This window comes from Enterobacter ludwigii, assembly GCF_001750725.1.
Classification (GTDB): Bacteria; Pseudomonadota; Gammaproteobacteria; order Enterobacterales; family Enterobacteriaceae; genus Enterobacter; species Enterobacter ludwigii.
Map to the genome: position 1 here is coordinate 4,226,100 of NZ_CP017279.1, position 15,780 is coordinate 4,241,879.

Annotated in this window: 19 protein-coding genes; 13 read left to right on the forward strand and 6 right to left on the reverse strand. The window is 53.7% G+C overall.

Annotation, left to right across the window (positions count from 1 at the left end; all coding sequences use genetic code 11):
* Positions 1-4: 4 nt before the first annotated feature.
* The 6 genes from mlaE to murA all read left to right on the forward strand — a co-directional run bounded on the left by mlaE (position 5) and on the right by murA (position 3,978).
* Entirely contained in the window at positions 5-787 is a 783-nt protein-coding gene (mlaE, locus tag BH714_RS19815) for a lipid asymmetry maintenance ABC transporter permease subunit MlaE (RefSeq protein WP_010436044.1), read from the forward strand.
* 4 nt (positions 788-791) lie between these two features.
* The gene (mlaD, locus tag BH714_RS19820; RefSeq protein WP_025202923.1) at positions 792-1,340 is read left to right on the forward strand and encodes an outer membrane lipid asymmetry maintenance protein MlaD; all 549 of its coding nucleotides are present in this window, start codon (positions 792-794) and stop codon (positions 1,338-1,340) included.
* A gap of 18 nt (positions 1,341-1,358) precedes the next feature.
* Positions 1,359-1,994 (forward strand): phospholipid-binding protein MlaC, encoded by a 636-nt coding sequence (mlaC, locus tag BH714_RS19825; protein ID WP_014171807.1) that lies wholly within the window; start codon positions 1,359-1,361, stop codon positions 1,992-1,994.
* Positions 1,994-2,287 (forward strand): lipid asymmetry maintenance protein MlaB, encoded by a 294-nt coding sequence (gene mlaB / locus BH714_RS19830; protein WP_014171806.1) that lies wholly within the window; start codon positions 1,994-1,996, stop codon positions 2,285-2,287. The genes mlaC and mlaB overlap by 1 nt, the downstream gene beginning before the upstream one ends.
* 126 nt (positions 2,288-2,413) lie before the next feature.
* Positions 2,414-2,668: a BolA family iron metabolism protein IbaG gene (gene ibaG, locus BH714_RS19835; RefSeq protein ID WP_008501458.1), complete on the forward strand. Its 255-nt coding sequence runs from the start codon at positions 2,414-2,416 to the stop codon at positions 2,666-2,668.
* Between the two features lie 50 nt (positions 2,669-2,718).
* The gene (gene murA, locus BH714_RS19840; protein WP_020883531.1) at positions 2,719-3,978 is read left to right on the forward strand and encodes a UDP-N-acetylglucosamine 1-carboxyvinyltransferase; all 1,260 of its coding nucleotides are present in this window, start codon (positions 2,719-2,721) and stop codon (positions 3,976-3,978) included.
* Positions 3,979-4,039: 61 nt separating this feature from the next.
* On the opposite strand, the gene sfsB is transcribed toward murA, so the two are convergent.
* Together sfsB and ispB are read right to left on the reverse strand one after the other, a co-directional pair.
* Positions 4,040-4,327, reverse strand: a complete 288-nt coding sequence (gene sfsB, locus BH714_RS19845) for a DNA-binding transcriptional regulator SfsB (protein ID WP_014171802.1) — start codon at positions 4,325-4,327, stop codon at positions 4,040-4,042.
* A gap of 231 nt (positions 4,328-4,558) precedes the next feature.
* Entirely contained in the window at positions 4,559-5,530 is a 972-nt protein-coding gene (gene ispB, locus BH714_RS19850) for an octaprenyl diphosphate synthase (RefSeq protein WP_040018745.1), read from the reverse strand.
* A gap of 256 nt (positions 5,531-5,786) precedes the next feature.
* On the opposite strand from ispB, the gene rplU reads away from it, so the two are divergent.
* The 4 genes from rplU (at position 5,787) to cgtA (ending at position 8,625) form a co-directional block, all read left to right on the forward strand.
* Entirely contained in the window at positions 5,787-6,098 is a 312-nt protein-coding gene (rplU, locus tag BH714_RS19855) for a 50S ribosomal protein L21 (protein ID WP_003025032.1), read from the forward strand.
* A 19-nt stretch (positions 6,099-6,117) separates the two neighbouring features.
* Positions 6,118-6,375: a 50S ribosomal protein L27 gene (gene rpmA, locus BH714_RS19860; RefSeq protein WP_004385076.1), complete on the forward strand. Its 258-nt coding sequence runs from the start codon at positions 6,118-6,120 to the stop codon at positions 6,373-6,375.
* Positions 6,376-6,471: 96 nt separating this feature from the next.
* Complete coding sequence (locus tag BH714_RS19865; protein WP_014171799.1) at positions 6,472-7,437, forward strand: DMT family transporter; 966 nt, start codon at positions 6,472-6,474, stop codon at positions 7,435-7,437.
* Between the two features lie 15 nt (positions 7,438-7,452).
* Positions 7,453-8,625, forward strand: a complete 1,173-nt coding sequence (gene cgtA / locus BH714_RS19870; protein WP_014171797.1) for an Obg family GTPase CgtA — start codon at positions 7,453-7,455, stop codon at positions 8,623-8,625.
* Between the two features lie 32 nt (positions 8,626-8,657).
* Here cgtA and pmrB read toward each other — a convergent pair whose 3' ends face one another.
* Genes pmrB through dacB form a run of 3 tightly spaced genes read right to left on the reverse strand, consistent with a single transcriptional unit; the run spans position 8,658 to position 11,796 of the window.
* Positions 8,658-9,701 carry a two-component system sensor histidine kinase PmrB gene (gene pmrB / locus BH714_RS19875; RefSeq protein ID WP_020883533.1) on the reverse strand — a complete coding sequence of 348 codons (1,044 nt, stop codon included), beginning with the start codon at positions 9,699-9,701 and terminating at the stop codon, positions 8,658-8,660.
* On the reverse strand, positions 9,698-10,360 hold the full coding sequence (gene pmrA, locus BH714_RS19880; protein WP_014171795.1) for a two-component system response regulator PmrA: 663 nt from the start codon (positions 10,358-10,360) through the stop codon (positions 9,698-9,700). The genes pmrB and pmrA overlap by 4 nt, the downstream gene beginning before the upstream one ends.
* A 2-nt stretch (positions 10,361-10,362) precedes the next feature.
* A complete protein-coding gene (gene dacB / locus BH714_RS19885) occupies positions 10,363-11,796 on the reverse strand; it encodes a serine-type D-Ala-D-Ala carboxypeptidase (protein WP_040018746.1) in 1,434 nt (477 codons plus the stop codon).
* A gap of 227 nt (positions 11,797-12,023) precedes the next feature.
* On the opposite strand from dacB, the gene greA reads away from it, so the two are divergent.
* Positions 12,024-12,500, forward strand: a complete 477-nt coding sequence (greA, locus tag BH714_RS19890) for a transcription elongation factor GreA (RefSeq protein WP_014171793.1) — start codon at positions 12,024-12,026, stop codon at positions 12,498-12,500.
* 151 nt (positions 12,501-12,651) lie between these two features.
* Here the strand turns inward: greA and yhbY are convergent, their stop codons facing one another.
* Positions 12,652-12,945 (reverse strand): ribosome assembly RNA-binding protein YhbY, encoded by a 294-nt coding sequence (gene yhbY, locus BH714_RS19895; RefSeq protein ID WP_003861814.1) that lies wholly within the window; start codon positions 12,943-12,945, stop codon positions 12,652-12,654.
* A gap of 127 nt (positions 12,946-13,072) precedes the next feature.
* On the opposite strand from yhbY, the gene rlmE reads away from it, so the two are divergent.
* Positions 13,073-13,699, forward strand: a complete 627-nt coding sequence (gene rlmE, locus BH714_RS19900) for a 23S rRNA (uridine(2552)-2'-O)-methyltransferase RlmE (RefSeq protein WP_014171792.1) — start codon at positions 13,073-13,075, stop codon at positions 13,697-13,699.
* A 102-nt stretch (positions 13,700-13,801) separates the two neighbouring features.
* Positions 13,802-15,736, forward strand: a complete 1,935-nt coding sequence (gene ftsH, locus BH714_RS19905; protein ID WP_025202925.1) for an ATP-dependent zinc metalloprotease FtsH — start codon at positions 13,802-13,804, stop codon at positions 15,734-15,736.
* Positions 15,737-15,780: the final 44 nt, after the last annotated feature.

Genomic DNA, 15,780 nt, shown 5'->3' on the forward strand with positions numbered 1-15,780 from the left:
ACTGATGCTGTTAAATGCATTGGCCGCTCTTGGACACCGTGGCATAAAAACCATCAGGACGTTCGGGCGTGCCGGATTGATGTTGTTCAACGCGCTGGTCGGCAAGCCGGAATTTCGTAAGCATGCACCGCTACTGGTGCGGCAGCTCTATAATGTCGGCGTGCTGTCGATGCTCATCATCATTGTCTCCGGTCTGTTTATCGGCATGGTGCTGGGGCTGCAGGGCTACCTCGTTCTGACGACCTACAGCGCCGAAACCAGCCTCGGCATGCTGGTGGCGCTGTCGCTGCTGCGTGAACTGGGGCCGGTAGTGGCGGCGCTGTTGTTCGCCGGGCGTGCAGGGTCGGCATTGACCGCTGAAATTGGCCTGATGCGTGCGACCGAGCAGCTTTCCAGCATGGAGATGATGGCGGTCGACCCGCTGCGTCGCGTGATCTCGCCACGCTTCTGGGCGGGGGTGATTTCCTTACCGCTCCTGACGATCCTCTTTGTCGCCGTGGGTATCTGGGGCGGCTCGCTGGTTGGCGTTCACTGGAAGGGCATCGATGCGGGCTTCTTCTGGTCGGCCATGCAGGACGCCATCGATCTGCGAATGGATCTGGTTAACTGTCTGATTAAAAGCGTGGTATTTGCCATTACGGTTACCTGGATCGCCTTGTTCAATGGCTATGATGCGATCCCGACCTCGGCGGGCATCAGCCGTGCAACTACACGTACTGTCGTACATTCGTCGCTGGCCGTACTGGGTCTGGATTTTGTGCTCACCGCACTGATGTTTGGGAATTGAGTTCATGCAAACGAGAAAAAATGAAATTTGGGTCGGCGTGTTCCTGTTACTGGCGTTGCTGGCCGCGCTGTTTATCTGCCTGAGAGCGGCGGATATCACGTCTGTGCGCACCGAGCCGACTTATCGCATTTATGCGACCTTTGATAACATCGGCGGGCTGAAGGCGCGCTCGCCGGTACGTATAGGCGGGGTGGTCATCGGACGTGTCTCTGACATTACGCTTGATGAGAAAACCTATCTGCCGCGCGTGTCGATGGATATTGAAGAGCGTTACAACCATATCCCGGACACCAGCTCGCTTTCTATCCGCACGTCCGGCCTGTTGGGTGAGCAATATCTGGCGCTTAACGTCGGTTTTGAAGACCCGGAGCTGGGAACGACTATCCTTAAAGACGGTAGCGTAATCCAGGATACGAAGTCCGCGATGGTACTGGAGGATATGATTGGTCAGTTCCTTTATAACAGTAAAGGAGATGATAAGAAGTCCGACGCTGCCCCGGCGCAGAGCGAAGATCCTGCCAGTGTCGCACCGACACCAGGCACGACGAATTAATTTCAGGAGAAGTCATTCATGTTTAAACGACTGTTAATGGTTGCCATGCTGGTCATTGCCCCTCTCACCGCGGCGCATGCTGCGGATCAGAGTAACCCGTACAAACTGATGGATGAGGCTGCGAAGAAGACCTTCGACCGGCTTAAAAACGAACAGCCGAAAATTCGTTCCAATCCTGATTATCTGCGCGACGTGGTTGATCAAGAGCTGCTGCCGTACGTGCAGATCAAATATGCGGGTGCGCTGGTTCTGGGCCGTTATTACAAAGACGCGACCCCGGCGCAGCGCGACGCCTATTTTGCCGCGTTCCGTGAATACCTGAAACAGGCTTACGGTCAGGCACTGGCGATGTATCACGGTCAGACCTATCAGATTGCGCCAGAGCAGCCGCTGGGCGACGCGACTATCATTCCTATCCGCGTAACGATTATCGATCCTAACGGCCGTCCGCCAGTACGCCTGGACTTCCAGTGGCGTAAAAACAGCCAGACCGGTCACTGGCAGGCCTATGACATGATTGCGGAAGGGGTGAGCATGATCACCACTAAACAGAACGAGTGGAGTGACCTGCTGCGCACCAAAGGCATTGATGGCCTGACCGCACAGCTGCAGTCTATCTCGCGTCAGAAAATCTCTCTGGACGAGAAGAAGTAATGTCGGATCAACTGAGCTGGTCGCGTGAGGGTGAGACGTTGAAGCTGACGGGTGAACTCGACCAGGATCTGCTGAACCCGCTCTGGGACAAACGTTTTGAAGCGATGCAGGGCGTGACGGTTATCGATCTGAGCGGCATTTCACGGGTGGACACGGCAGGCGTCGCGCTGCTGGCCCATCTTGTTGCCGTGGGGAAAAAGCAGGGGACAAGCGTTACGCTGCACGCGGCGAGCGATAATGTGGTCACCCTGGCCCAGCTCTATAATCTCCCTCAGGACGTACTGCCTCGTTAATATTTTCAGTGCGTTACTTCTGAAAGCCCTGACAGATTCATCGTCGGGGCTTTTTGCTTGTTTAAGACGACGCCACTTTGCTCTAAGATGTTGGGCTTGTTTTCACTATCAGATGATTAAGAACCCATGGAAAATCATGAAATCCAGACAGTGCTGATGAATGCACTCTCCCTTCAGGAAGCCCACGTCACTGGCGATGGCAGTCACTTCCAGGTTATTGCTGTGGGTGAGATGTTCGACGGTATGAGCCGTGTGAAGAAACAGCAGGCTGTATACGCGCCGCTGATGGAATACATTGCGGATAACCGCATCCACGCCCTGTCGATTAAAGCGTTCACCCCTCAAGAGTGGGCACGCGATCGCAAACTAAACGGTTTTTGAGTTGTGGGCGACACGCCCGCAGCACGGTTGAATTTATAAGAGAGCACACAATGGATAAATTTCGTGTACAGGGGCCAACGCGTCTCCAGGGCGAAGTCACAATTTCTGGCGCAAAAAATGCCGCGCTGCCCATCCTCTTTGCTGCGCTGCTCGCGGAAGAGCCGGTAGAAATTCAGAACGTACCGAAGCTGAAAGATATCGACACCACCATGAAGTTGCTCAGCCAGCTGGGCACCAAAGTTGAGCGTAACGGTTCCGTCTGGATCGACGCCAGCAATGTAAACAACTTCTCTGCACCTTACGATCTGGTGAAAACCATGCGTGCATCCATCTGGGCGCTTGGCCCGCTGGTGGCACGTTTTGGTCAGGGTCAGGTTTCCCTGCCGGGTGGCTGCGCAATCGGTGCACGTCCGGTTGACCTGCACATCTTTGGCCTGGAGAAACTGGGCGCCGAGATCAAACTCGAAGAAGGTTATGTTAAAGCGTCTGTGAATGGCCGCCTGAAAGGCGCGCACATTGTCATGGACAAAGTGAGCGTTGGTGCCACCGTCACCATCATGTCTGCGGCAACGCTGGCAGAAGGTACTACCATCATCGAAAACGCCGCGCGTGAACCGGAGATTGTGGATACCGCGAACTTCCTCGTGGCGCTGGGTGCGAAGATCACCGGCCAGGGCACCGACCGTATCACCATCGAAGGCGTTGAGCGTCTGGGCGGCGGCGTGTATCGCGTCCTGCCAGACCGTATCGAAACCGGGACGTTCCTGGTTGCTGCCGCGATTTCAGGCGGGAAAATTACCTGCCGCAACGCGCAGCCAGATACCCTGGATGCGGTGCTGGCGAAACTGCGTGACGCAGGCGCTGATATCGAAATCGGTGAAGACTGGATCAGCCTGGACATGCACGGCAATCGTCCAAAAGCGGTAAACGTGCGTACAGCTCCGCATCCTGCTTTCCCGACCGATATGCAGGCGCAGTTCACCCTGTTAAACCTGGTGGCGGAAGGGACGGGGTTCATTACCGAGACCATCTTTGAAAACCGCTTTATGCACGTACCGGAACTGATCCGTATGGGCGCACATGCTGAGATCGAGAGTAATACCGTGATTTGCCACGGCGTTGAGAAACTGTCTGGTGCTCAGGTGATGGCAACCGATCTGCGTGCATCTGCAAGCCTGGTGCTGGCGGGTTGTATTGCGGAAGGGACGACGGTCGTTGATCGTATTTATCACATCGATCGTGGCTATGAACGTATCGAAGATAAACTGCGCGCGTTGGGTGCGAATATCGAGCGTGTGAAGGGCGAGTAATCGTTCCGGCAGCCCCCTGCCAGAAATGACCGGGGGGTTGCTGTTCCTGTCAAAAAAACCGCTATTCCTGCGGGTCTTTCTTCACTTTCCTCTGGCGGATCATGCGCGATCTGTCGATAAATTCATGGGTAATGGGATCGTGGTAACGCGAAGGCCAGATCACCCACGGATGCGTATCCAGCGCCGTCGCAATGATCAATTCTCCCTTCGGCCAGGGGCGCGTCAGGGCATTTGCCAGGGTTGAAGAACTCAGGCCATGGCGGCGAGATTCCGCAGCCAGTGATGTGCCTTTTTTGCGCAGTGCCGCAATGATATCTGCTGTGTGCCAGTCGATAAATTTCGTATCCATAACGCTGTCCTTAAGTTCGGATTCACTTACGCCATTTCGTCTGAAACGACTGGCCTTACTATACCCATTTCAATTTCTTGTTCTAAAAAGTTCGCGTTACTGGTAGGGATATTCAGAATAAGGCATAGCTTTATTCATGCGGTCTGTAAACCGGTGCGTTTACGTGAAAGAGGAATATACAGGTGTGTACTGGAATCTCCCCGCGAGGGCCGCGGGGAGGGGAGAGCAGGATTAACGGTCGCGCTGAACGGCGATATGGGCAAGACCAATAAGCGCATCGCGCCATGGGCTGTCCGGGATGACCTGAAGTGCAGCGATGGCTTTATCCGCCTCTTCTTCGGCACGCTGACGCGTCCAGTCCAGCGATCCGCAAACGGCCATTGTTTCCAGCACGGGTTCCAGAAGATGACGACCATTTCCCTGCTCGATCGCTTCACGGATCATTTTCGCCTGGTCGGCTGACCCGTTGCGCATCGCATGGAGTAGCGGCAGCGTCGGTTTGCCTTCGTTCAGGTCATCACCCACGTTTTTGCCGAGCGTTTCGCCGTCTGCACTGTAATCCAGCAAATCATCAATCAGCTGGAATGCGGTACCCAGATAACGGCCATAGTCCTGCAGCCCTTTTTCCTGGGCTTCGCTACAGCCAGCCAGAATGCCGGAACACTGTGCAGCCGCTTCAAACAGGCGCGCAGTTTTGCTGTAAATCACGCGCATGTAGTTTTCTTCGGTGATGTCAGGGTCGTTGACGTTCATCAGCTGAAGCACTTCGCCTTCAGCAATCACGTTAACGGCTTCAGACATGACCTCCAGCACTTTCAGCGAACCCAGGCTGGTCATCATCTGGAAGGCACGGGTATAGATAAAATCCCCCACCAGGACGCTGGCAGCATTGCCAAAGGCGGCGTTGGCGGTGGCTTTACCCCGGCGCATGTCTGATTCATCCACAACATCATCATGAAGAAGCGTCGCAGTGTGAATAAATTCGATCAGTGCCGCGATCGTGACGTGAGCATTTCCCTGATAGCCGACGGCTCGGGCAGCCAGGATGGCAATCATCGGGCGAATGCGTTTACCGCCGCCGCTGACGATGTAATAGCCCAACTGATTGATCAGCTGAACGTCAGAATTGAGTTGCTCCAGGATTGCTGCATTCACACCCGCCATATCTTGCGCGGTTAACTCGTTGATTTTTTCTAAATTCATCGCAAAAGCCGGGCTTTTTATCCTGTTTATCCCATCTTCAATGGGGTAACGAAGGGTTAGGTTTATCAATAGTAGTGCTGATTGTACTGAAAAAACGGCTCAGATAAACGTTACCTTACGCGTTGTGTTTTTTTTCTTCATGTATTGATGGTAGCACTTGTCAAAGGCTCGCGTTTTGCGTAATATTCGCGCCCTATTGTGAATATTTATAGCGCACTCTGATTCATACGAGGATGTGCGCGGAAGCGGAGTTTATATGTACGCGGTTTTCCAAAGTGGTGGTAAACAACACCGAGTAAGCGAAGGTCAGACCGTTCGCCTGGAAAAGCTGGACATCGCAACTGGCGAATCTGTTGAGTTCGCAGAAGTTCTGATGATCGCAAACGGTGAAGAAGTCAAAATCGGCGTTCCTTTCGTTGATGGCGGCGTTATCAAAGCTGAAGTTGTTGCTCACGGTCGTGGCGAGAAAGTTAAAATCGTTAAGTTTCGTCGTCGTAAACACTACCGTAAGCAGCAGGGCCACCGTCAGTGGTTCACTGATGTGAAAATTACTGGCATCAGCGCCTAAGACCTGAGGAGAGATTTAAATGGCACATAAAAAGGCTGGCGGCTCCACACGTAACGGTCGCGATTCAGAAGCTAAACGCCTGGGCGTTAAGCGTTTCGGTGGCGAATCCGTTCTGGCGGGTAGCATCATTGTTCGTCAACGTGGCACCAAATTCCACGCTGGCAACAACGTAGGTTGCGGTCGTGACCACACTCTGTTTGCTAAAGCAGACGGTAAAGTGAAATTTGAAGTTAAAGGCCCGAACAACCGTAAATACATCAGCATCGTTGCTGAGTAAGGTTTTCTCGGTCCGGTAACGGATTAAAGCCCCGCAACCTGTTGCGGGGCTTTTTACATTGGAAACCCGGTAATTTTTTCTGTAGGGAAAACGGGCATGAAGCAGCAGGCCGGCATTGGTATTCTTTTGGCGCTCACGACCGCAATGTGCTGGGGTGCGCTGCCAATTGCAATGAAGCAGGTACTGGAAGTGATGGAGCCGCCAACGGTGGTATTTTATCGCTTTCTGATGGCAAGTATCGGCCTTGGGGCCATCCTCGCGATCAAAGGTAAGCTTCCGCCGTTGCGTATCTTCCGTAAACCGCGCTGGCTGGTGTTGCTGGCTATCGCGACGGGTGGCTTGTTCGGTAACTTCATACTGTTCAGTTCTTCCCTGCAGTATCTTAGCCCCACGGCGTCGCAGGTGATTGGTCAGCTTTCACCGGTCGGCATGATGGTCGCCAGCGTCTTTATCCTCAAGGAGAAGATGCGTGGCACGCAAATTATCGGGGCGAGCATGTTGCTCTGTGGTCTGGTGATGTTCTTCAACACCAGTCTGATAGAGATTTTTACCCGACTGACGGATTACACCTGGGGTGTGATCTTCGGAGTGGGAGCAGCAACGGTTTGGGTGAGTTATGGCGTCGCGCAAAAGGTGTTATTGCGTCGTTTGGCCTCACAGCAGATCCTCTTTTTGCTGTACACTTTGTGTACAATAGCATTATTGCCGTTAGCAAAACCGGGTGTGATTACCCAGCTTAGCGACTGGCAACTGGCGTGCCTCATTTTTTGTGGGCTGAACACGCTGGTCGGTTATGGCGCGCTGGCCGAAGCGATGGCGCGCTGGCAGGCAGCACAGGTGAGCGCACTCATTACGCTTACCCCGCTGTTTACGCTGTTATTTTCAGATTTGTTATCAATGGCCTGGCCCGATGTCTTCGTCAGACCGATGCTCAACATGTTGGGCTATCTCGGTGCGTTTGTCGTGGTTGCGGGCGCGATGTATTCCGCCATTGGTCATCGTCTTTGGGGGCGTTGGCGCAAAAATGAAGCGGTCGTAGTAGTCCCCCGCTCAGGCGAATGAGTTACGGAGAGTAAAATGAAGTTTGTTGATGAAGCGACAATCCTGGTCGTGGCAGGTGATGGCGGCAATGGTTGCGTGAGCTTCCGCCGTGAGAAATATATTCCACGTGGCGGTCCTGACGGCGGTGACGGTGGGGACGGCGGTGACGTGTGGCTGGAGGCGGATGAGAACCTCAACACGCTGATCGACTACCGTTTCGAAAAATCCTTCCGCGCTGAGCGTGGTCAGAACGGTCAAAGCCGTGACTGTACGGGCAAACGCGGTAAAGACGTGACCATTAAGGTTCCGGTCGGTACGCGTGTGATTGACCAGGGGACGGGCGAAACCATGGGCGATATGACCAAACACGGTCAGCGTCTGATGGTGGCGAAAGGCGGCTGGCACGGTCTGGGTAACAGCCGTTTCAAATCGTCCGTAAACCGTACCCCGCGTCAGAAAACGATGGGTACGCCGGGTGACAAGCGCGATCTGCAGCTGGAGCTGATGCTTCTGGCCGATGTCGGGATGCTGGGTATGCCAAACGCCGGTAAATCGACGTTTATTCGCGCGGTCTCTGCAGCCAAGCCAAAAGTGGCGGATTATCCGTTTACCACGCTGGTACCAAGCCTGGGCGTTGTCCGTATGGATAACGAGAAGAGCTTTGTGGTTGCTGATATCCCGGGTCTGATTGAAGGTGCTGCAGAAGGTGCCGGTCTGGGTATCCGCTTCCTGAAACACCTTGAGCGCTGCCGCGTACTGCTGCATCTCATCGATATCGATCCAATCGACGGTTCCGATCCGGTAGAAAATGCCCGCATCATTATCGGCGAGCTGGAAAAATACAGCGAAAAACTGGCGAACAAGCCACGCTGGCTGGTCTTTAACAAGATCGATCTGATGGATAAAGCCGAAGCGGAAGCGAAAGCGAAAGCCATTGCTGAAGCGATGGGCTGGGAAGATAAATACTACCTGATCTCCGCGGCAAGCCAGGTTGGCGTGAAAGATCTGTGCTGGGATGTGATGACCTTTATCATCGAGAACCCGGTTGTTCAGGCTGAAGAAGCGAAACAGCCAGAAAAAGTCGAATTCATGTGGGATGACTACCACCGCCAACAGCTCGAAGAGCTGGAAGTGGAAGAGGAAGAAGACTGGGACGACGACTGGGATGAAGACGACGAAGAAGGTGTCGAGTTCATCTACAAGCACTAATCGCAGTTTAAAGCCCCCGGAAGGGGGCTTTTTTATTGCAGGCTGGACGGCAACCAGCAGCTGGCGATTAAGCCGCCCTCAGCACCATTCTCCAGCGTCAGCTTGCCGTGGTGGAGCTGCACGATACGTTGCACAATGCTCAGCCCCAGGCCGCTGCCACCGTAGCGCTGGTCAAGACGACGGAACGGTTCAGTAATCAACTGGCGGTGCGCTTCATCTATCCCCGGCCCCTGATCGATAACGCTGACCTGTGTCCCCCCGTCAACGTCGGCCAGAGTCACGCGAATCGTTGTGCCTGACGGACTGTAGCGCCCGGCGTTCTCAAGCAGATTGCGCAGCATCAAACGCAGAAGTACCGCATCACCCTGCACCGTGAGCGGACTTTTGTCCGGCCATATCACCGTATGCTCTTTGGCTTCATGCCCAAGACCGAGCGGCATGATGATATCGTCTGTCCAGTTGACGGTTTCATAGTGACCGCTCGCCATCGCCTGTCCGGCACGGGACAACATCAGCAGTTGCTCAACCGTGTGCATCAGCTGATCGATACGGGTAATTAACGTCGTGGCCTGTGGAGAGCCGGACTGCGCCATCAGTTCCAGATGCAGTCTGATCCCCGCAAGCGGCGTTCGCAGCTCGTGAGCGGCGTCCGCGGTGAAGAGACGTTCCTGTTGAATGGTGTGATCCAAACGGGCGAGGAGCTGGTTGAGCGAGGTTGTGACGGCACCAATTTCTTCCATGTCGGAATAGACAGGGAGTGGGGTTAAGTTATCCGCCGAGCGGTTCGCCAGGCTGACGCGCAGTTGATTCAGCGGCCGGGTTATCCAGGTGACCGCCCAGAATGAGAAGCACAGCGTAAAACCGACCATCACCAGAGAGGGAACCAGCAGCGAGGCAATCGCTTCACGGATCTCTTTCTCGACATGATTATTGCGCGATTTCGCCGAGAGCGTTTCGTTGACCAGAAAACCAATCTGTTCACGGCTTTCATGCCAGAGCCAGATCACGCTTATCAGCTGGAAAAATAACAGAATGACCGCCAGCAGAACCATTAATCGCCGACGCATGCTGTTCATTTCTGGCTCTCCAGACGATAGCCTACGCCACGGACAGTTTTAATCCGGTCTTTACCCAGTTTGCGACGCAGATTGTGAATATGCACTTCGAGGGTATTTGAGCCCGGATCGTCCTGCCAGGAGTAAATATCCTGCTGCAGGGTTTCGCGGTGTACCGTTTGTCCGCTGCGCATAATCAGGCGCGTCAGCAGCGCGAACTCTTTAGGGGTTACTTCAACCGGCAGGGACTGGCACAGCACCTGCTGGGTTTGCAGATTCAGCGTAATATCGCCGTCGGTCAGTAAGTTATCGCTGTGTCCCTGATAACGACGAATCAACGCCCGTACCCGCGCCTGAAGCTCCGCAAGGGCAAACGGTTTCACCAGGTAATCATCAGCGCCAGAATCGAGGCCGTTGATACGATCTTCAATGGCATCACGTGCCGTCAGGATCAATACTGGATTGGCGATACCCCGGCGGCGCCACTGGCTTAGCTGCGTAGCGCCGTCTTTATCCGGTAAGCCTAAATCGAGGATCACCAGACTGTATTCGCCGCTCTGGATCAGGGCATCCGCCTCAGCCGCCGTGGCGGCGCAGTCGAGGGCATATCCTTCATTGGCCAGCGCCAGAGCCAGCCCTTCCTGCAATAACAGATCGTCTTCAACTATGAGTAGTTTCATCGCTAGTTATTCTGGTAGATGTCCTTATAAAGCCTGCTTTCGAAGCGAACCAGTGGAATACGACGATTACGCTGGTCGGTCGGTTCGACGGCATAGCCGGAAAGATACTGCACGAATGCCATGCGTTGCCCGCTGGCGGTAGTGATGAAGCCTGCAAGGTTATAAACCCCCTGCAGTGAACCTGTCTTGGCTGAAACTTTTCCATCCACCCCGGCCGCATGAAGGCCGGCACGGTACTGAAGCGAACCGTCATGCCCGGCAAGTGGCAGCATCGAAATAAAGTTTAGCTCAGTGTCATGTTGTGCAATGTACTGAAGTACTTGCATCATCGTTGCCGGGGAGATCAAATTATGCCGCGATAACCCGGAGCCATCGACGGCAATGGTGTTGCCAAGATCGATCCCCGCCTGTTGGCGCAGGATCTGACGTACGGCGTCGGAACCCGCACGCCAGGTTCCTGGCACGCCGAAACGCGCGTGACCAATCATGCGGAACACCGTGTCAGCAATCATGTTGTCAGACTTTTTCAGCATAATCCGTAGCAAATCGTGCAGCGGCGCAGATTGTTTGCTGGCGATGACCGTACCGGATTGATTAACCTGCGTCTGGCGCAGCAGGGTACCGGAATAGGTTATTCCCGCCTGCTTCAGTTCATCCTTGAGAATGGCACCCGCATAGCTTGCGCCATCCTGTATCGCAAAGGCCAGCGGCAATGGGTCGGCGCGCTGTGTCAGGCACCCGGTCAGCGTGAAGCGGTTAAGATCGCCTGGCACCACGTCCAGCTCGCAATACTGCGCATCCGGGGAGCCTTTTGCGAGGGTACGAACCTGGCTGAACATCGTCACCGGGTAGTAAGACGCCACGCGAATAAACGCTAAGTCATCCGGTTTTGGCGCGCTGTAAAGTGAAATGGAGAAGCAGTTACGATCCACAATCGCGGCGGCTGGCGGAGCGCTAAAGCACTGCGTCATGTCGTTCCACGGCCATCCTGGCGCTTTATCGTGGCTGGCAAAAATAGAGGTGTCGATTAACACATTGCCATCAATCTTCTGCACGCCAGATTTTTTCAGCGACGCGACCATGTTGCGGATATCCTGGCGTTTAAACGTAGGATCTCCCCCGAAACGAGCGATAAGATCGCCTTTCAGTTCGCCACCCTCGATGTTGCCTTTGGTCTCGAGCGTGGTGGTAAAACGGAAGTCAGGTCCAAGCTGAAGCAGGGCGGCGAGTGCGGTGATCACCTTCTGGGTACTGGCAGGCAGCGCCATCTGTTGACTGTGATAGTCAATCTCTGGCGACTGCGCCCCGACCTTCTGCACCATCAAGGCAAGGTTGGCACCTGCGGGGAGCTGATTAATGTACTCATCAACATTCGCGGCCTGAACGCTGAACGCTATACTGGTAGTCAATCCGATGATAAATCTGGAAAATCGCATAATCTCGCGCTAACAACCCGAAAACAAACCGTCATACTACGGTGCATAGCACTGCAAAGTAAACGATGACCCATAGTGAACTTCGCGGTAAAATGCGTATCAAATTGAAAATTGTTGCTGACCTGGGGCTTCGCTCCCGGGTCGGTTTTCTTTTTGCTTCTGGCCCGCTCATGGGGGCCGGGGCAGGGAACACTGCTCCCAACAGGAATGTTTAAGAGGTATAACAAATGCAAGCTATTCCGATGACCTTACGTGGTGCCGAAAAACTGCGCGAAGAGCTGGATTTTCTGAAATCCGTTCGTCGCCCTGAAATCATCGCCGCTATCGCGGATGCGCGTGAGCATGGCGACCTGAAAGAGAATGCTGAATACCACGCGGCGCGTGAGCAGCAGGGCTTCTGTGAAGGGCGTATTAAAGATATCGAAGCAAAACTGTCCAATGCGCAGGTTATCGATATCACCAAAATGCCTAACAATGGCCGCGTCATTTTTGGTTCAACCGTTACCGTGCTGAACCTGGACAATGACGAAGAGCAGACTTATCGCATCGTGGGTGATGATGAAGCGGACTTTAAACAGAATCTGATTTCGGTGAACTCCCCGATTGCTCGCGGCCTGATTGGCAAAGAGCAGGATGATGTTGTCACTATCCGCACCCCGGGTGGTGAAGTGGAATACGAAATTATTAAGGTTGAATACCTGTAATTCGCATCTCGACTAAGATGTTGATACATTGTAAAGAAAAGAAAAAGGCCGCATAGCGGCCTTTTATCAACTCAAGGAGCGTGGCATTTTGCTCACCTGCTGACAGAAATCCCTCGTTTTACACAGAAAATGTGTTCGATTCAGGATATCCTTAGCGTGGCAGCGAGATTTTACGCTCTTTAGATGGGCGATAGAGCACCAGCGTTTTACCGATGACCTGTACATTACAGGCACCCGTTTCACGCACGATGGCTTCCACGATCAGGTTTTTAGTGTCTCGGTCTTCAGAGGCGATTTTCACCTTGATCAGCTCGTGGTGTTCCAGCGCTTGTTCAATCTCGGCAAGCACCCCTTCGGTCAAACCATTGTTGCCAAGCATGACTACAGGCTTGAGCGGATGTGCCAGACCTTTAAGGTGCTGTTTTTGTTTAGTACTCAGATTCATCGTATATTTTTGCTTACGTTGGGATTGAAAACGGTTCATTCTACCGCCATCTCCCTTATATCGCCAAATAGCTGCGTAGAAATTTACGTCACAGGCAAGTAACGATGAACCAGGACGGAAATGTTAAATGACAGGTAAAAAGCGTTCTGCCAGCTCCAGCCGCTGGCTTCAGGAACACTTTAGCGATAAATATGTTCAACAGGCACAGAAAAAGGGGTTGCGTTCCCGTGCCTGGTTTAAACTTGATGAAATACAGCAAAGTGACAAACTTTTTAAGCCGGGAATGACGGTTGTCGATCTCGGTGCAGCACCTGGCGGATGGTCCCAGTATGCGGTTACGCAGATCGGCGGAACGGGCCGAATCATCGCATGCGACCTTTTACCAATGGATCCCATCGTCGGTGTCGACTTCCTTCAGGGCGACTTTCGTGATGAATTAGTGCTGAAAGCGCTACTTGAGCGTGTAGGTGATAGTAAGGTCCAGGTTGTCATGTCAGATATGGCACCAAATATGTGTGGAACACCGGCGGTGGATATCCCCCGCGCCATGTATTTGGTGGAGCTAGCGTTAGAAATGTGTCGTGATGTACTAGCGCCTGGTGGTAGTTTTGTTGTGAAGGTGTTTCAGGGCGAAGGTTTCGAGGAGTATCTTAAGGAAATTCGCTCCCTGTTTGCGAAGGTTAAAGTTCGTAAGCCGGACTCTTCCCGGGCCCGTTCCCGAGAAGTGTATATTGTAGCGACCGGGCGAAAATGATAACCCGCGTCTTTCAGACGAAAGTTTGAATGACACGGGATATAGAGTATCCTGACGCTGTTTTTAACACAGTTGTAATATGAGGTTAATCCCTTGAGTGACATGGCGAAAAACCTAATACTCTGGCTGGTCATTGCCGTTGTGCTGATGTCAGTATTCCAGAGCTTTGGGCCCAGCGAGTCGAATGGCCGCAAGGTGGATTATTCTACCTTCCTGCAGGAGGTCAATCAGGACCAGGTTCGCGAAGCGCGTATCAACGGACGTGAGATCAACGTTACCAAGAAAGATAGTAACCGTTACACGACTTACATCCCGGTGAACGATCCTAAGCTGCTTGATAACCTTCTGACCAAAAACGTCAAGGTGGTAGGCGAGCCGCCAGAAGAACCAAGCCTGCTGGCTTCTATCTTCATCTCCTGGTTCCCGATGCTGCTTCTTATTGGCGTCTGGATCTTCTTTATGCGCCAGATGCAGGGCGGCGGTGGCAAAGGTGCCATGTCGTTCGGTAAGAGCAAGGCGCGTATGCTAACGGAAGATCAGATCAAGACCACGTTTGCCGACGTTGCAGGTTGCGACGAAGCAAAAGAAGAAGTGGGCGAACTGGTCGAATACCTGCGCGAGCCGAGCCGTTTCCAGAAACTGGGCGGTAAGATCCCGAAAGGCGTTCTGATGGTAGGGCCTCCGGGTACCGGTAAAACCCTGCTGGCGAAAGCCATCGCGGGTGAAGCGAAGGTGCCGTTCTTTACTATTTCAGGTTCTGACTTCGTTGAAATGTTCGTGGGTGTTGGTGCATCTCGTGTGCGTGACATGTTCGAGCAGGCCAAGAAGGCAGCACCGTGCATTATCTTCATCGATGAAATCGACGCCGTAGGCCGCCAGCGTGGCGCAGGCCTGGGCGGTGGTCACGATGAACGTGAACAGACGCTGAACCAGATGCTGGTTGAGATGGATGGCTTCGAAGGTAACGAAGGTATTATCGTTATCGCGGCGACTAACCGTCCGGACGTTCTTGACCCTGCGCTGCTGCGTCCAGGCCGTTTCGACCGTCAGGTTGTGGTTGGTCTGCCGGATGTACGTGGTCGTGAACAGATTCTGAAAGTTCACATGCGTCGCGTACCGCTGGCACCTGATGTCGACGCGGCGATCATCGCGCGTGGTACGCCGGGCTTCTCCGGTGCTGACCTGGCAAACCTGGTCAACGAAGCTGCACTGTTTGCTGCTCGCGGTAACAAACGCGTTGTGTCGATGGTGGAGTTCGAGAAAGCGAAAGACAAAATCATGATGGGTGCTGAACGTCGCTCCATGGTGATGACGGAAGCGCAGAAAGAGTCCACGGCTTACCACGAAGCCGGTCACGCGATTATCGGTCGCCTGGTGCCGGAACACGATCCGGTGCATAAAGTGACGATTATTCCGCGCGGTCGTGCGCTGGGTGTGACGTTCTTCCTGCCGGAAGGCGATGCCATCAGCGCCAGTCGTCAGAAACTGGAAAGTCAGATTTCAACCCTTTACGGCGGTCGTCTGGCAGAAGAGATTATTTACGGTGCGGAACATGTTTCGACCGGTGCGTCCAACGACATTAAAGTCGCGACCAACCTGGCGCGTAACATGGTGACCCAATGGGGCTTCTCCGAGAAGCTGGGTCCCCTGCTGTATGCGGAAGAAGAAGGCGAAGTGTTCCTGGGCCGCTCCGTGGCGAAAGCGAAACACATGTCCGATGAAACCGCACGTATCATTGACCAGGAAGTGAAGCTGCTGATCGAGCGTAACTACAATCGCGCCCGTCAGATCCTGAACGATAACCTGGACATTCTGCATTCGATGAAAGATGCGCTCATGAAATATGAAACCATCGATGCTCCGCAGATTGACGACTTGATGGCTCGCCGCGAAGTGCGTCCGCCAGCGGGTTGGGAAGACCCAGGCGCTTCCAACAATTCTGACAACAATGGCACACCGCGTGCACCGCGTCCGGTCGATGAACCGCGTACGCCGAACCCGGGCAACACCATGTCAGAACAGTTGGGCGACAAGTAAGTCACTGCTGTTGAAGTCTATGTTTGCACCTCAAACCCTGGAGC

What these genes read in the sequence shown, in the direction of transcription:
- mlaE (WP_010436044.1), top strand. Translation starts at nt 5, where the DNA reads ATGCTGTTAAATGCATTGGCCGCTCTTGGACACCGTGGCATAAAAACC.
- mlaD (WP_025202923.1), top strand. Translation starts at nt 792, where the DNA reads ATGCAAACGAGAAAAAATGAAATTTGGGTCGGCGTGTTCCTGTTACTG.
- mlaC (WP_014171807.1), top strand. Translation starts at nt 1,359, where the DNA reads ATGTTTAAACGACTGTTAATGGTTGCCATGCTGGTCATTGCCCCTCTC.
- mlaB (WP_014171806.1), top strand. Translation starts at nt 1,994, where the DNA reads ATGTCGGATCAACTGAGCTGGTCGCGTGAGGGTGAGACGTTGAAGCTG.
- ibaG (WP_008501458.1), top strand. Translation starts at nt 2,414, where the DNA reads ATGGAAAATCATGAAATCCAGACAGTGCTGATGAATGCACTCTCCCTT.
- murA (WP_020883531.1), top strand. Translation starts at nt 2,719, where the DNA reads ATGGATAAATTTCGTGTACAGGGGCCAACGCGTCTCCAGGGCGAAGTC.
- sfsB (WP_014171802.1), bottom strand. Translation starts at nt 4,327, where the DNA reads ATGGATACGAAATTTATCGACTGGCACACAGCAGATATCATTGCGGCA.
- ispB (WP_040018745.1), bottom strand. Translation starts at nt 5,530, where the DNA reads ATGAATTTAGAAAAAATCAACGAGTTAACCGCGCAAGATATGGCGGGT.
- rplU (WP_003025032.1), top strand. Translation starts at nt 5,787, where the DNA reads ATGTACGCGGTTTTCCAAAGTGGTGGTAAACAACACCGAGTAAGCGAA.
- rpmA (WP_004385076.1), top strand. Translation starts at nt 6,118, where the DNA reads ATGGCACATAAAAAGGCTGGCGGCTCCACACGTAACGGTCGCGATTCA.
- BH714_RS19865 (WP_014171799.1), top strand. Translation starts at nt 6,472, where the DNA reads ATGAAGCAGCAGGCCGGCATTGGTATTCTTTTGGCGCTCACGACCGCA.
- cgtA (WP_014171797.1), top strand. Translation starts at nt 7,453, where the DNA reads ATGAAGTTTGTTGATGAAGCGACAATCCTGGTCGTGGCAGGTGATGGC.
- pmrB (WP_020883533.1), bottom strand. Translation starts at nt 9,701, where the DNA reads ATGAACAGCATGCGTCGGCGATTAATGGTTCTGCTGGCGGTCATTCTG.
- pmrA (WP_014171795.1), bottom strand. Translation starts at nt 10,360, where the DNA reads ATGAAACTACTCATAGTTGAAGACGATCTGTTATTGCAGGAAGGGCTG.
- dacB (WP_040018746.1), bottom strand. Translation starts at nt 11,796, where the DNA reads ATGCGATTTTCCAGATTTATCATCGGATTGACTACCAGTATAGCGTTC.
- greA (WP_014171793.1), top strand. Translation starts at nt 12,024, where the DNA reads ATGCAAGCTATTCCGATGACCTTACGTGGTGCCGAAAAACTGCGCGAA.
- yhbY (WP_003861814.1), bottom strand. Translation starts at nt 12,945, where the DNA reads ATGAATCTGAGTACTAAACAAAAACAGCACCTTAAAGGTCTGGCACAT.
- rlmE (WP_014171792.1), top strand. Translation starts at nt 13,073, where the DNA reads ATGACAGGTAAAAAGCGTTCTGCCAGCTCCAGCCGCTGGCTTCAGGAA.
- ftsH (WP_025202925.1), top strand. Translation starts at nt 13,802, where the DNA reads ATGGCGAAAAACCTAATACTCTGGCTGGTCATTGCCGTTGTGCTGATG.